General features: G+C 56.8%; 11 protein-coding genes. 10 read left to right on the top strand and 1 reads right to left on the bottom strand.

Annotated elements, in window-relative coordinates; genetic code table 11:
• Positions 1-145: 145 nt before the first annotated feature.
• The 4 genes from relA to eno all read left to right on the top strand — a co-directional run bounded on the left by relA (position 146) and on the right by eno (position 6,411).
• Positions 146-2,359, top strand: a complete 2,214-nt coding sequence (relA, locus tag ACE1BR_RS09590; RefSeq protein WP_374869687.1) for a GTP diphosphokinase — start codon at positions 146-148, stop codon at positions 2,357-2,359.
• Between the two features lie 84 nt (positions 2,360-2,443).
• Entirely contained in the window at positions 2,444-3,241 is a 798-nt protein-coding gene (gene mazG / locus ACE1BR_RS09585) for a nucleoside triphosphate pyrophosphohydrolase (RefSeq protein ID WP_374869685.1), read from the top strand.
• A 141-nt stretch (positions 3,242-3,382) separates the two neighbouring features.
• Positions 3,383-5,020: a glutamine hydrolyzing CTP synthase gene (pyrG, locus tag ACE1BR_RS09580; protein WP_374869684.1), complete on the top strand. Its 1,638-nt coding sequence runs from the start codon at positions 3,383-3,385 to the stop codon at positions 5,018-5,020.
• An 89-nt stretch (positions 5,021-5,109) separates the two neighbouring features.
• Positions 5,110-6,411 carry a phosphopyruvate hydratase gene (eno, locus tag ACE1BR_RS09575; protein ID WP_335866726.1) on the top strand — a complete coding sequence of 434 codons (1,302 nt, stop codon included), beginning with the start codon at positions 5,110-5,112 and terminating at the stop codon, positions 6,409-6,411.
• Positions 6,412-6,615: 204 nt separating this feature from the next.
• Here the strand turns inward: eno and ACE1BR_RS09570 are convergent, their stop codons facing one another.
• Positions 6,616-8,580: an LTA synthase family protein gene (locus ACE1BR_RS09570; protein WP_374869681.1), complete on the bottom strand. Its 1,965-nt coding sequence runs from the start codon at positions 8,578-8,580 to the stop codon at positions 6,616-6,618.
• Between the two features lie 743 nt (positions 8,581-9,323).
• On the opposite strand from ACE1BR_RS09570, the gene glmS reads away from it, so the two are divergent.
• From glmS to ACE1BR_RS09540, 6 genes are read left to right on the top strand one after another with little or no spacing between them, the layout of a single operon-like run.
• Entirely contained in the window at positions 9,324-9,773 is a 450-nt protein-coding gene (gene glmS / locus ACE1BR_RS09565; RefSeq protein WP_374869679.1) for a methylaspartate mutase subunit S, read from the top strand.
• On the top strand, positions 9,773-11,161 hold the full coding sequence (glmL, locus tag ACE1BR_RS09560) for a methylaspartate mutase accessory protein GlmL (RefSeq protein WP_374869677.1): 1,389 nt from the start codon (positions 9,773-9,775) through the stop codon (positions 11,159-11,161). Before glmS ends, glmL begins: the two co-directional genes overlap by 1 nt.
• Positions 11,162-11,179: 18 nt before the next feature.
• Positions 11,180-12,625 carry a methylaspartate mutase subunit E gene (locus tag ACE1BR_RS09555; protein WP_374869675.1) on the top strand — a complete coding sequence of 482 codons (1,446 nt, stop codon included), beginning with the start codon at positions 11,180-11,182 and terminating at the stop codon, positions 12,623-12,625.
• A complete protein-coding gene (locus ACE1BR_RS09550) occupies positions 12,625-13,866 on the top strand; it encodes a methylaspartate ammonia-lyase (RefSeq protein ID WP_374869674.1) in 1,242 nt (413 codons plus the stop codon). The genes ACE1BR_RS09555 and ACE1BR_RS09550 overlap by 1 nt, the downstream gene beginning before the upstream one ends.
• A gap of 3 nt (positions 13,867-13,869) precedes the next feature.
• Complete coding sequence (locus ACE1BR_RS09545) at positions 13,870-15,240, top strand: acyclic terpene utilization AtuA family protein (protein ID WP_374869672.1); 1,371 nt, start codon at positions 13,870-13,872, stop codon at positions 15,238-15,240.
• Positions 15,237-15,554, top strand: coding sequence for a DUF4387 domain-containing protein (locus tag ACE1BR_RS09540; RefSeq protein ID WP_374869670.1), 318 nt, complete (start codon positions 15,237-15,239; stop codon positions 15,552-15,554). The genes ACE1BR_RS09545 and ACE1BR_RS09540 overlap by 4 nt, the downstream gene beginning before the upstream one ends.
• The last annotated feature ends 148 nt before the right edge of the window (positions 15,555-15,702 follow it).

Below are 15,702 nucleotides of genomic sequence, written 5' to 3'. Positions count from 1 at the left end.
GTAGATCGGCAGGGCCTGTTGGCGCACTCTATTGTCTTTTTAGACAATATGCCTTGAAAAGTGCGCCGGATATCCCCATTTGAGGCAGTCTCATGAGAGGGGGGAAGTGACAGCTTTCGGCCCGATAATTTAAAGGATTGATACCATGGTTGCGGTTCGCGATATTCATTTAAAAGACAACTTCACCTTGGAGGAGTGGGTCAGCTCGCTCTCCTTAAGTGACAGTGACAAGGATCAGCTGCGAACCGTCTACCAGTACTGTCTGACGCTTGGCGATGAGGCGTTGACCAGCAAGCTGCTGGTGCGCGGTATCGAGATGGTGGGCATCCTGCTGATGCTCAGTATGGATCTCGGTACTCTCAAAGCGGCCATCATCTACCCCTTCGTCGAAGCCGGTCTCATCAGCCAGGAGCGGATGGACGAAGACTTCGGCCCCAAGATCGCCAAGCTGGTGGAAGGGGTGCTGGAGATGGAGGCCATCCGCTCCCTGCAAACCCTCCATCGCAGCGAAACTTCGCCGGAGCAGGTCGACAACGTGCGCCGCATGTTGCTTGCCATGGTCGAGGATGTGCGCGCCGTGGTAATCAAGCTGGCGGAGCGGATCGCCTGCCTGCGCGAAGCCAAGAAGGCGGATGAAGAGACCCGGGTGCTGATGGCCCAGGAGATCACCAACATCTATGCGCCGCTGGCCAACCGGCTCGGCATCGGTCAGCTCAAATGGGAGTTGGAAGATCTCGCCTTCCGCTACCTGCACCCAGAAACCTACAAGCAGATCGCCAAGCAGCTCGACGAGAAACGGCTCGACCGCGAGCGCTACATCCGCGAGTTCGTGCAGTCCCTGCGCGATGCGCTGAAAGAGGCGGGGGTCGAGGCCGAGGTCTATGGCCGTCCAAAACATATCTACAGCATCTGGCGCAAGATGCAGAAGAAGCACCTCGAATTCAACGAGTTGTTCGACGTGCGCGCAGTGCGGGTAGTGACCAAGCGGCTGCAGGATTGCTATGCGGCGCTCGGTATCGTGCACACCCAGTTCCACCATATTCCCCGCGAGTTTGACGACTATGTCGCCAATCCCAAACCCAACGGCTATCAGTCGATCCACACCGTGGTGGTGGGGCCGGAGGGCAAGACGGTAGAGATCCAGATCCGTACCGACCAGATGCATCAGGACGCCGAACTCGGCGTCGCGGCACACTGGCGCTATAAGGAAGGGGCGCAGGCTGGCGGCAAGGCCAACAACTTCGAAGACAAGATCGAGTGGCTGCGCAAGCTGCTTGCCTGGCAGGAGGATCTCTCCGAGAGCGGCTCGCTGCTCGAAGATCTGCGCAGTCAGGTGTTTGAGGACAGAGTCTATGTCTTCACCCCGAAAGGGGATGTCATCGACCTGCCGGCAGGCGCCACCCCGCTCGATTTTGCATATCACGTCCACAGCATGATTGGCCACCGCTGCATCGGCGCCAAGATTGACGGTCGCATTGTGCCGTTCACCTACGCACTGCAAACCGGCGATCAGGTGGAGGTGATCACCCAGAAAGAGCCGAACCCGAGCCGCGACTGGATGAACCCCAACTCCGGCTTCCTGCGCTCCAGTCGGGCGCGGGCCAAGGTGGCAACCTGGTTCAGAAAGTTGGATCGGGACAAGAATATCGTGGCCGGGCGCGAGCTGTTCGAGAAGGAGCTGGATCGCCACAACCTCAGCATGTCCAAGATCGACAAAGGCAACATGCTGCGTCGCTTCAATCTGGAGAGCACCGACGATCTGCTGGCCGGTATCGGTAGCGGCGATATCCGCATCAACCAGGTGCTCAACTATCTCGACACCTGCTACAACAAGCCGACGGCGGAAGAGGAAGATCGTCGCCTGTTGGAGAAACTGGAGCAGAAGGCCAATTCGCCGATGCGCCACAAGCCCAAGGATCACATCGTGGTGGAAGGGGTCGGCAACCTGATGACCCATATCGCCCGTTGCTGTCAGCCGATCCCTGGGGACTCCATTCAGGGCTTCATCACCATGGGGCGTGGCGTCTCGATCCACCGGGAAGATTGCGAGCAGCTCAAGGAGCTGTCACGGCGCAATCCGGAGCGGCTGATCGATGCGGTGTGGGGCGAGAACTACTCCGGTGGTTACGGCCTCACCATCCGGATTATCTCCAACGATCGCTCAGGTCTGCTGCGCGATATCACCACCGTGCTGGCCAACGAGAAGATCAATGTGATGGGGGTACGCTCACGCTCCAACGTGCGCGAGCAGACCGCCGAGATCGACATGGAGCTGGAGATTTACAACATCAACGCCTTCAACCGGGCGTTGGCCAAGCTTAGCCAGCTGAACGATGTGATTAGCGCCAAGCGCCTCTGATTGTCATCAAGAACCAACTTGTGACCGACCGCCAGGTCGGTCACTGTTTTGACCCTGTGGTACGAATCAACAAGCGAATATCCCATGTCCCAACGTTACGACCTGCCCCAACTGCTCGACATCATGGCCCGCCTGCGCGATCCGCAAAACGGTTGTCCCTGGGATCTGAAACAGAACTTTCAGACCATTGTGCCGCACACCCTGGAAGAGGCCTACGAAGTGGCCGACGCCATCGAGACCGAGGATTGGCAGGGGCTGAAAGGGGAGCTGGGTGACCTGTTGTTCCAGGTGGTGTTCTATGCCCAGCTGGGTAAAGAGCGCGGCTTGTTCGACTTTGCCGATATCGTCGACACGGTGAGCGAAAAGCTCATTCGCCGCCATCCCCACGTGTTTTCCGATGCAGATCTTGCCAACGAGCAGGCGGTAAAAGCGAACTGGGAGGCGGAAAAAGCCAAAGAACGGGCGGCACTCGATCAAGAGAGCGTGCTGGATGACATCCCGCTGGCGCTGCCGGCCCTGACCCGCTCAGCCAAAATTCAGAAGCGCTGCGCCACCGTCGGTTTTGACTGGAAGACCTTGGGGCCGGTGGTGGACAAGATCCACGAAGAGATCGACGAGGTGATGGAAGAGGCGCTGATGGCCGATGTGGACGAGGCGCGGGTGAGCGATGAGCTCGGCGATCTGCTGTTTGCCACCGTCAATCTGGTGCGTCATCTGGGCAAGGATCCGGAGCAGGTGCTGCGGGGCGCCAACGCCAAGTTCGAACGTCGTTTTCGTCAGGTTGAGCAGTTTATCGCCGCAGAAGGCTTGAAAATGACCGATTGCACCCTCGAAAAGCTCGATGCCGCCTGGGATCGGGCCAAGGAAACCGAGCAAAGTTGATTTGGCGCAAGATGGGGGGGCGATGAGCCTGATAGATTTTTGCTCATTGTTTGGGAGAGGGGTTTTTGGTATACTGTTTCCCCGTCCTGCTTCATCCCCGAAGCACCCCTTAAAATTCCCTAAACTTCTTTCAGGTTCAGCATGACGACCAAATATATTTTTGTTACTGGTGGCGTTGTTTCATCCCTCGGCAAAGGCATTGCCGCAGCTTCTCTGGCAGCCATTCTGGAAGCCCGTGGTCTGGATGTGACCATCATGAAACTGGACCCCTACATCAACGTGGATCCGGGCACCATGAGCCCGACCCAGCATGGTGAAGTGTTCGTAACCGAGGACGGGGCCGAAACCGATCTGGATTTGGGTCACTACGAGCGTTTCATCCGCACCAAGATGACCCGTCGCAACAACTTTACCACCGGCCGTATCTACGCCGACGTACTGCGTAAAGAGCGTCGTGGTGACTATCTGGGCGCTACCATTCAGGTTATCCCGCACATCACCAACGCCATCAAAGAGCGGGTGATTGCCGGTGCCGAAGGCCATCAGGTTGCCATTGTCGAAGTGGGCGGTACCGTCGGTGACATCGAGTCCCTGCCGTTCCTCGAAGCCATTCGTCAGCTGGCTGCCGAAGTGGGCCGCAACAATGCCATGTTCATGCACCTGACGCTGGTTCCTTACCTGGCAGCGGCCGGTGAAGTGAAGACCAAGCCGACCCAACACTCCGTCAAAGAGCTGCTCTCCATCGGTATCCAGCCGGATGTGCTGATCTGCCGCTCCGACCGTGCCATTCCGGCCAACGAGCGCGCCAAGATTGCCCTGTTCTGCAACGTGCCGGAGCGCGCCGTCATCTCCATGAAAGACGTCGACTCCATCTACAAGATCCCGGCACTGCTGAAATCCCAGAATCTGGACTCCTACTTCACCGAGCGTTTCGGTCTGGAGTGCAAAGAAGCTGACCTGTCCGAGTGGGAACAGGTGGTCTTCGAAGAGGCCAACCCGACTGCAGAAGTGACCATCGGTATGGTCGGCAAGTACGTATCCCTGCCGGATGCCTACAAGTCCGTCAACGAAGCGCTCAAGCACGGTGGCCTGAAGACTCGCCTTTCCGTTAACATCAAGTACATCGACTCCCAGGACATCGAGACCCGTGGCTCCGAGCTGCTGGAAGGTCTGGACGCGATCCTGGTACCGGGTGGCTTCGGTGAGCGTGGCGTGGAAGGCAAAATCCAGGCGGCCCAGTATGCTCGCGAGAACAAGATCCCTTACCTGGGTATCTGCCTCGGCATGCAGGTTGCTATGATCGAATTCGCTCGCAACGTGGCGGGCATGGCAGGGGCTCACTCCTCCGAATTCAAGAAAGATTGCGCGTATCCGGTCGTCGGTCTCATCACCGAATGGGTGGATGAAGAAGGCAACGTTGAGACCCGTACCGAGGGCTCTGATCTGGGTGGTACCATGCGTCTGGGTTCCCAGCTCTGCCACCTGGTCGAAGATTCCAAGGTGCGTCAGATGTACGGCAGCCCGACCATTTACGAGCGTCACCGTCACCGTTATGAAGTGAACAACAAGCTGCTGCCGCAGATTGAAGCGGCAGGTCTGAAAGTGACCGGTCTCTCTGCCGACAAGAAGTTGGTGGAAATCATCGAGATCCCGGATCACCCCTGGTTCGTGGCCGCGCAGTTCCACCCGGAGTTCACCTCAACTCCTCGTGATGGCCACGCTCTGTTCGCCGGTTTTGTGAAGGCGGCGGGCGAGTATCAGAAGCGTAATTTGAAGTAATTGAAAATAAATGCGGTTGGGGCACTGTGCCACAGCCGCTTTTTTTGGCATATTTTTGTTGTTTTTTTACGAAACCTGAGGAAATACACATGTCCAAGATCGTTAAAGTGATCGGTCGTGAAATCATCGACTCCCGTGGTAACCCGACCGTTGAGGCCGAAGTTCACCTGGAAGGTGGTTTTGTTGGTATGGCAGCCGCTCCGTCTGGCGCGTCTACCGGTTCCCGCGAAGCGCTGGAACTGCGTGACGGCGACAAGAGCCGTTTCCTGGGTAAAGGCGTGCTGAAAGCCCTCGAAGCCGTAAACGGCCCGATCGCTCAAGCTCTGCTGGGTAAAGATGCCAAGGACCAGGCCACTGTTGACCAGATCATGATCGACCTCGACGGTACCGAGAACAAATCCAAGTTCGGCGCCAACGCCATCCTGGCTGTTTCCCTGGCTAACGCCAAAGCTGCCGCTGCTGCTAAAGGCATGCCGCTGTACGCCCACATCGCCGAGCTGAATGGCACTGCAGGTGTTTACTCCATGCCGCTGCCGATGATGAACATCATCAACGGTGGTGAGCACGCCGACAACAACGTCGACATCCAGGAGTTCATGATCCAGCCGGTTGGCGCCAAGACCCTGAAAGAAGCTGTCCGCATGGGCGCTGAAGTGTTCCACAACCTGGCCAAAGTGCTGAAGTCCAAGGGCTACAACACTGCAGTCGGTGACGAAGGTGGTTTCGCTCCTAACCTGAAATCCAACGCCGAAGCGCTGGAAGTGATCGCTGAAGCCGTTGCTGCTGCCGGTTACAAGCTGGGCACCGACGTGACCCTGGCCATGGACTGCGCTGCTTCCGAGTTCTACGACGCAGAGAAGAAAGAGTACAACCTGAAAGGCGAAGGTCGTATCTTCACCTCCAACGAGTTCTCTGACTACCTGGCTGACCTGACCACCAAGTTCCCGATCGTCTCCATCGAAGATGGCCTGGACGAATCTGACTGGGACGGTTTTGCTTACCAGACTGCTGAACTGGGCAAGAAAATCCAGATCGTTGGTGACGACCTGTTCGTAACCAACACCAAGATCCTGAAGCGCGGTATCGACAACGGCGTTGCCAACTCCATCCTGATCAAGTTCAACCAGATCGGTTCCCTGACCGAAACTCTGGCTGCCATCAAGATGGCCAAAGACGCTGGCTACACTGCCGTCATCTCCCACCGCTCCGGTGAGACCGAAGACGCGACCATCGCCGACCTGGCTGTTGGTACCGCTGCTGGCCAGATCAAGACCGGTTCCATGAGCCGTTCTGACCGTGTTGCCAAGTACAACCAGCTGATCCGTATCGAAGAAGCTCTGGGTGCCAAAGCTCCTTTCCGCGGTCTGAAAGAAGTTAAGAACCAGGCTTAATCAAGCCTCGGTCGTCAACTTCGGTTGACCCGGCCAGACCCCAGGTTTGGCGAACAATCCGGAGCCCTTGTGGCTCCGGATTTTTTTATGCCTGTTTTTCTGCGCCGTTGCCGGAACCCTGGCGACGCAGCTGGTCAGCAATGACCAGACTGGCACCCGATAAAAAGAAGCCCGCATGATGCGGGCTTTTTGCTTGGGGTTGGCTCAGCTCTTGGCGTTACCTAGGTCGTTGTGGTGTTCGGCTACCGCATTCGTTTCGGGGGCTGGGGCGCTTTGTTCGGCCAGTTGTGGCGAGAGCTGGCTCTGTGGGCTGATCAGGCCATAGTCGCGCGACTTGCCGTCAAACAGCAGGCTCTGCTGATACCAGGTGGTGGCCCAGCTGAGGTCGCGCTCGCGATAGGCCTGCTCGTCGCAAGGCTGCGGTGATCTCAGCAGTAAATCCTTTTTCCAGTTAAAGCAGGTGACCTTGTCCGGATCCTGCATCGGGTACTCCACAATGTGCTCCCCGTATACTCTGCCAATGCTGCCGCTGGCGCTATAGATACCCCCTCGCGGTGGTTCGCTTAGCAGGGAGTGGCCGGTAAACCAGGGCGCTTTGCCCCCCAGCAGGTCGAGAATGGTGGGGGCGATATCCTGCTGGGCACCTATGCCCGGCTGATAGTGCGGGGCGATTGAGCCATCGGTTGCGAACATCAGAAACGGGATCCAGTACCGCCCCATGTGGCCGCTGCGCTCACCAGCGGTGTGGTCGGCGGTGATGACGAACAGGGTGGGGCCAAGGTCGGCCTGCTGGTACTCCTCGATAAAGCGGCCGAGCGCCTTGTCGGCGTAGTGGAGCACGCTCATCTGCCGCTCGTTGCTGCTCTGGTCGCCAAACAGCCAGGGCTCGCCCGGCGGGAGCTGGTCATCGTGGGTGGTTGTGTTGTTCACCATGTAGAAGAAGGGGCGTGACTCCTCGCGCGCCTTGTTCAGGATAAAGCGGTAGAGGTCCGGATCCTGATAGCCCCAGCTGTTCTGCTCGACCTGTGGTGGTGGCATCTCCAGCTTGCCGTAAGAAGCCTGCGTCCCCAGCAGCTGAGCCAGCTGTCCCGTCTCCCCCTTGTGCATCCCCTGAAAGACGGCTGTGCTCCAGCCCGCATCGCTCAACAGCTTGGGCAGGCACTCATAGTGCTGATCCTGCAATGGTGTATTGGGGATGCCCGCCTCCAGTGGATTCTGATAGGAGCAGAGTGCACTGAAAAAGCCTTCGACAGTGCGACGGCCGCCGGCGATCAGACCATCGGTGCGCAGCCCCTCGCGGTGTAGCGCATCCAGATGGGGAGTGACATTGGGTGCAGCCGGGTTGTAGCTCTGCATCAGCTCGGCAGGCCAGCTCTCCAGCAGCATCAGAATGATGTTCATTTTGCGCTGCGGTGGCTGGTAGGGAGCGTGACCGTCGAGGTGAGCCAGCAATGCCAACTGGGGTTCGGTGGGCTGCGGCAATTGATGATAGAGCGGCGTGCCGCCGCCGGTCTGATCGGCGGACGCTGTGCTCACCAGCATGGCGTAGACGGGGTTGAGGGCGAGCAGTGCCTGCTGAGAGTTGCCAATGGCGTAGGCGCGATCCGGCTTCATCGGCAGCTCGGTCAGGGAGCCGCGCACGCAGAGCACCGCGACGGCGAGAGTGAGCAGCAGCGGCAGCTCGGTCTTTGCTATCGTCATGCGCGTGGGCAGGTGCAGCTGGTGGCGACACAACAGGGCGCTTGCCAGCGCTCCGGCCAGGGTTGCGATCATCAGCAATGGGTACTGCTTAAGGGCGGTGGTGAGCAGGCTGCCCGCCTCGCGGGTCACTTCGCCCAGCTCATAGCCGATATGACGCCCGGCATTGGCAAAATACATCAGGTCGGCGACCTGCAACCCCGCCAGTACCAGGGCTGGTACCCACCACCAGAGCCAGGAGAGGCGGCGCAGCCCGAGCCGCACCGCCAGCCAGCAGAGCAGGGCGGCAGGTGCCCACAGCAGGGCTGCCGCCGCCAGATCGAAGCGAAAGCCCCACAGCAGCGCCTCAAGTTGTTGAGTGGTGGTCAGCACCGCAAAGCTGGCGGGCGACCAGAACAGCAGCAGGGATTTGAGCAGCAGAGCCAGGAGCGCGAGCAGCGCCAGACCCGACAGCAGAAAGCGAGCAAACATAATCAATCCGGAGTAATCAGGCATTTATCGAGCGGCTATTGATAACCGATATGCTGCTCGACTCTCAAGTATTAATGGCTGTGAGTAGTAAATGGGTTGAACAATCCAGAAGTGCGCTGCAGCTTGTCCACTACGATCTTTTGGATGAGCAGGTTTAGCGCAACGGTTGTTCTCCTCCACTTCAAAGGGGGTGTCCCCCCATATGTAAAAGCCGCGAGCAGGAACAAATGAGTCGTCGTGGAGATGATGGTTCACCGCACTCAGCTACCAGTGGCTATCACTGCTCGGTAATACAAAAATAAACGCTGTAGCATATGGTTGTTTTTTAATAAAAACTTTGATGGGTTTATCATTTTTTGAGGATTAACAGGCACGAATAAAAACATCAATAAGGAGATGCTGAACATATTTAGTGGCGAAATGCATTCTCATTATTAGCAAGTTGAATAAAACATTAATTATCTGTCGTTTAGTATTTCTGGTAAAACAAGAGCCTGATCACATATATAGATGGTAGTTTTCTTTCCCCGTTAAAAACCAAATAACAGTATCATCTCTATTTTTATGTAGGCAATTGAATTAATTGGTTTTTTAAGTCTCTTGTCAAAGAGTCTTTGTTTTTGTGAAGTTCTTTTGAAAATAGATCAATTGTGCCCTGGTTACCTTCTGTAGAAACTCCTCACCATCATGCACGGCGATGAGGTTGTCAGTGCATAGGCACTTTTAAATACAGAGGGTTACCCATGAAAAAATCAACACTGGTCATTGGCGTCATTGGTGCTGACTGCCATGCGGTAGGTAATATCGTTCTGGATCGCGTGTTTACTGCCCATGATTTTCGCGTCATCAATCTTGGCGTGATGGTGAGTCAGGATGAATATATTGATGCGGCCATTGAAACGGGTGCTGATGCGATTGTTGTCTCCTCCATTTATGGTCATGGCGATATCGATTGTCTGGGAATGCGCGAGCGCTGCATTGAACGTGGTATCGGCGATATTCTGCTCTATGTCGGCGGCAATCTGGTGGTTGGTAAACATGATTTTACCGATATCGAAGCCAAATTTAAGAAGATGGGTTTTAACAGAGTCTTTTCGCCAAGTCATGAACTGGAAGATGTCTGCCGCTTGATGGCGAATGACATTAATCAGCGCCAGAGCGCTGCACAGCCCTGTCTGGAAGAGGCGCTCTGATGCAAACCGTCTCCGTCGATATAGGTTCGACATGGACCAAAGCCGCCCTCTTTGCACCAGAGGGGGATGAGCTAACGCTGGTGAACCATGTCCTGACTCCCACGACTACCCACCATTTGGCGGAGGGCTTTTTTGCCTGCCTGAACAAGGTGTTGAATGTCGCTGACGCGCGCCCCTTATTGCACAGCGGGCAGGTGACGCTGAAGTACTCCTCGTCGGCGAAAGGGGGTCTTGCCGTTGCTGCAATGGGTCTGGTGCCCTCCATCACGCTGGAGTCTGCGAAAGTGACCGCCCATTCGGCGGGAGCCAAAATCGCCCAGTACTACTCCTATAAGCTGAACCGCCACGATATCCGGGAGCTGGAGGCCACACCGCCAGACATTCTGCTGTTTACCGGCGGCACCGATGGTGGCGAAGAGAAATATGGCCTGGCCAATGCCCGTGCGCTGGCGGAGTCATCCCTGGATTGCGCGATCATCTACGCTGGCAACCGTGACATTCAGGATGAGGTACAGACGATCCTTGGCCACAAAGATCTGCTGATGGTCGACAACATCCTGCCCGATCTCGATCACCCCAACCCCTACTCGGCACGCAAGGCCATTTGCGATGTGTTTTTGTCCCGCATTGTGAAGGGCAAGGGGTTGGACGTGATCGTCGGGGAAACCGGCGAAGAGCCGATGCCAACGCCGTGGACTGTCTTTGAACTGGTAAAAACCATCAGCGATTACGACAGCGCATGGAAAGAGTTCATGTTGATCGATATGGGTGGGGCCACCACCGATATCTATTCCGCCAGCGCCAACACCCTCTCGCCGGATACCGTGCTGCACGGTGTGCCCGAGCCATTCGTAAAACGCACCGTGGAAGGTGATCTGGGCATGCGGGTCTCTGCTGCCGTGGTGGGGGAAAGCACCCGCGAGCTGGTGAACGTGATATTTGCCCAGCAGCCACAGCGTCAGGAAGCCTTTTATCACTATCTGCAGCAGCTGGTTGCCCAGCCAGATCATCTGCCTGCCAACGAGGAGGAGCGCTACTTCGACACCCTGCTGGCCGGGCTCTGTGTCGGCTACGCCAGCGAGCGCCATGCCGGCACCAAAAAGCAGGTTTGCACCTGTGTCGGTTGCGTCGATTTGCAGATGGGGCGTGATCTCACCACGGTGCGCAAAGTGGTTGGCTCGGGTGGATGGCTCTCCCGTGCCAGCCGGTTCGACATCCATAACTGGTTGAAGTACCGCGAGTTGGATGACGAAGGCAGACGCATTCTGTTACCCACCCAATTTGACTATTACCGGGATTCAAGAGGCTTGTTACCTCTGCTGGCCAACGCAGCCAGGCTGTATCCACAGGCCGCGGCCCGCACCAGCATTCAATGTTTAACCCTATAAAAATTAAGGCAGCTACGAATGGAACTTCGAAACAAGAAATTGACCTATGACGAATTCATGACCGAGCGGCATCAGGTATTGCAGACCTGGCACACCGGCAAAGACGTCGAAAACTTCGAAGAGGGTGTGAAGTACCAGCAGACAATTCCCGAGCACAAGCGCTTTTCTCAAGCCCTGATGAAGGCCGACCAGGAGGGCAAGACGCTGAGTCAGCCACGGGCTGGTGTGGCGCTGATGGACGAACACATCGAGCTGCTGAAAACTTTGCAGGAAGAGTGCGATCTGCTGCCGAGCACCATCGATGCCTATACCCGTCTGAACCGCTATGAAGAGGCCGCCATCGGGATCCAGAAATCCATCGAGGCTGGCACCTCCAAACTCAATGGCTTGCCGGTGGTTAACCATGGCGTAGCTGCCTGCCGCCGGATGACGGAAGCGCTGGCAAAACCGATCCAGGTTCGCCACGGTACGCCGGATGCGCGTCTGCTCGCCGAAATCGCGATGGCCAGCGGCTTCACCAGCTATGAAGGCGGCGGCATCTCCTACAACATCCCTTATGCCAAAAGGGTCTCTCTGGAGAAATCAATCCGCGACTGGCAGTACTGCGACCGTCTGATGGGGCTCTATGAAGAGCACGGCATCCGTATCAATCGCGAGCCGTTTGGCCCACTGACCGGCACCCTGATCCCGCCGTTCATGTCACATGCGGTGGCCATTATCGAAGGATTGCTGGCGCTGGAGCAGGGGGTGAAATCGATCACCGTCGGTTACGGCCAGGTCGGTAGCCTGACCCAGGATATCGCCGCGATCCAGTCGCTGCGCGAGCTCTCCCACGAATATTTCCATAACTTCGGTTGCGAAGATTACGAGCTGAGCACTGTCTTCCACCAGTGGATGGGGGGCTTCCCGGAAGATGAATCCAAGGCGTTTGCCATCATCTCCTGGGGGGCGGCGGTTGCTGGTATGTCCGGGGCCACCAAGGTGATCACCAAGAGCCCGCACGAAGCCTTCGGCATTCCGACGGCTGCCGCCAACCTCCAGGGGCTGAAGGCCTCGCGCCAGATGCTGAATATGGTCAGTGATCAGAAATTCCCGCCGTGCGCTGCCGTCAGACAGGAGGTTGACCTGATCAAGAGCGAGGTGCGCGCCGTGCTGAAGCGTGTCTTCGAGTTGGGCAACGGTGATATCGCTCGCGGCACCGTGCTGGCCTTCGAAGCGGGGGTACTGGATGTGCCGTTTGCACCGGCCACCTGTAACGCCGGGAAAATGCTGCCGGTTCGCGATAACGCCGGTGCGATCCGCGTCCTTGAAGCCGGGGCTGTTCCTCTGCCCAAAGATATTCTCGCCATGCACCACGATTACATCGCCGAGCGTGCGCTCTCTGAAGGGCGCAAGCCCTCCTTCCAGATGGTTGTTGATGACATCAATGCCGTATCCCACAGTCAATTAATAGGAAGACCATGATGAAAATTAAACAGGCCCTGTTCACTGCTGGTTACTCCTCATTCTATTTCGATGATCAGCAGGCGATTAAAGACGGAGCGGGTCATGATGGATTCATTTATACCGGCAAGCCGGTGACCCCGGGCTTTACCTCTGTACGTCAGGCGGGTGAATGCGTGTCGGTACAGCTGATCCTGGACAACGGCATGGTCGCGGTCGGTGACTGTGCCGCCGTCCAGTACTCCGGGGCAGGCGGTCGTGATCCCCTGTTCCTCGCGGATCACTTTATTCCATTCCTCAATGACTACATTAAACCGCTGCTGGAAGGCCGCGCTGTCGATGAGTTCCTGCCCAATGCCCGCTTCTTCGACACCTTGCGCATCGAGGGCAAACTGCTGCATACCGCGGTTCGCTATGGTCTGTCGCAGGCGCTGCTCGATGCCACCGCGCTGGCGACCGGTCGTCTGAAAACGGAAGTGATCTGCAACGAATGGCGGCTGCCCCGGGTGCCGGAAGCTATCCCGTTATTTGGCCAGAGCGGTGATGACCGCTATATCGCCGTCGACAAGATGATCATCAAAGGTGTCGACGTGTTGCCCCATGCGCTCATCAACAACGTGGAGGAGAAGCTGGGCTTTCAAGGCGAGAAACTGCGTGAGTATGTGCGCTGGCTGTCCGACCGGATCCTCACTCTGCGCACCAGCACGAGCTATCACCCGACGCTGCATATCGATGTGTATGGCACCATCGGCCTCATCTTTGACATGGATCCGGTGCGTTGCGCCGAGTACATCGCCAGCCTGGAGCCGGAAGCGCAGGGGCTGCCGCTCTACATTGAAGGCCCGGTGGATGCAGGTAACAAACCCGATCAGATCCGCCTGTTGACCGAGATCACCCAAGAGCTGACCCGTCTGGGCTCTGGCGTGAAGATTGTCGCTGACGAATGGTGCAACACCTATCAGGACATCGTTGATTTCACCGATGCTGGCAGCTGCCACATGGTGCAGATCAAGACGCCGGATCTTGGCAGCATTCACAACATCGTTGATGCAGTGCTCTATTGCAACCAGCACAACATGGAAGCCTATCAGGGCGGTACCTGCAACGAGACCGAGATCAGTGCCCGTACCTGTGTCCATGTGGCGCTGGCTGCCCGTCCGATGCGGATGTTGATCAAGCCGGGTATGGGGTTCGACGAAGGTCTGAACATAGTGTTTAACGAAATGAACCGCACCATCGCGCTGTTGCAGGCTAAGGATTAAGAGATGGCACGTACCTTCAAGATCTTATCGCCGACGGCGATCCTGGGTTACGGTTTTCCGGAAGAGAGCTTTTTGAAAGCCATGGCAGAGGCGCCGGATCTGATTGCGGTGGACGCCGGTTCATCGGATCCCGGCCCCCACTATCTGGGCGCAGGCAAACCCTTCACCGATCGGGCCGGGGTGAAGCGCGATCTGCGCTACATGATCACGGCTGGCGTCAAAAACAACATACCCGTGGTGATTGGTACCGCTGGTGGGTCTGGTGCGGCACCACACCTTGAGTGGTGTCGCCAAATCATCCTCGAGATCGCCCGGGAAGAGCAGCTCTCCTTTTCGATGGCATTGATCCCGTCGGATGTTGATAAAGCGATCGTTCATCAGGCACTGGATAACGGCAACATCACGGCGCTGGATTTTGTCCCGGAGTTGACCCACGAGGCGATCGAACAGAGCACCTACATAGTGGCGCAGATGGGGGTTGAGCCGTTCCAGCGTGCACTGGCTGCCGGGGCGCAAGTGGTTCTGGGCGGCCGTGCGTATGATCCGGTCTGCTTCGCGGCGTTGCCGATTATGCAGGGTTTCGATGAAGGATTGGCCCTGCACTGCGGCAAGATCCTGGAGTGTGCCGCGATTGCCGCCACACCGGGGTCCGGTTCCGATTGTGCGATGGGGATCATCGATGACAACGGCTTTACCCTGAAGACCTTCAACCCGAAGCGCAAATTCACCGAGACCTCTGCCGCCGCGCACACCCTGTATGAGAAGTCCGATCCCTACTTCCTGCCGGGGCCGGGTGGCGTGCTGAACCTCAAGGATTGTCGCTTCAAGGCAGTCAACGAGGGGGAGGTCTATGTCAGTGGCTCCCGTCATGAGACCACGCCATACACGCTCAAACTGGAAGGGGCACGGCAGGTTGGCTTCCGCTGCCTGACCATCGCCGGGGCGCGCGACCCGATCATGATTGCCGGGATAGACAATATCCTCGAAGAGGTGCAGGCCAGCGTAAAGCGTAACCTCTCGCTTAACGACGACAGTATCCGCATGACGTTCCACCTGTACGGCAAGAACGGCGTGATGGGCAACCATGAACCGATGCAGTCTGCCGGCCACGAACTGGGTATCGTGCTGGACGTGGTGGCACCGACCCAGGATATCGCCAATAGCGTCTGTTCGCTGGTGCGTTCCACCCTGCTGCACTACGGCTATGAAAACCGGATTGCGACAGCGGGTAACCTGGCCTTCCCGTTCTCGCCCTCTGATATACCGAGCGGCCCTGTCTATGAGTTCTCGATTTATCACCTGATTAAGGCGAGCGATGAGCTGCGCTTTGATTTCCGCATGGAGCAGGTGACGCCAGAAGGAGTTCAACCATGAAATACCCGATTTGCTCACTGGCGCAGGTGATTCGTTCCAAAAATGCCGGTCCGTATGAACTGGTGCTGGATATTATGTTTAAAACCAGGGAGGACTATCAACGGGTGAAATATGCGGAGCAATTAACCCCGCAGCTTATTGCCAAGTTATATAACGTAAAACCTGACATGATTCACCGTATTATCTGGTTCGAGCCCGCCAATGCGGTGAAAATTATCATGCCACGGGATATTGTTTCCGGCAGCGTCGGTGACAATGATGTTTATGGTGCGCAGCAACATGCACCATTGCTCAGTATTGAGTTCGACCTCTAGTAACTACAAATATAATAATATCCATTGGTATACAGATATTTGCTGTATCACTGTATAGCCAGATAATTCATGAGGTTGGTCACAATCAGATCACACCTGCGCCGCTGTTCCAGGTCAGGTGTGGTCTCCCCTGCATAGTAAAATCCTG

The sequence above is a fragment of the Aeromonas sp. MdU4 genome (assembly GCF_041929505.1).
In the GTDB taxonomy this organism is placed as follows: Bacteria; Pseudomonadota; Gammaproteobacteria; order Enterobacterales; family Aeromonadaceae; genus Aeromonas.
This window is presented reverse-complemented; position numbering and strand designations above follow the sequence as displayed.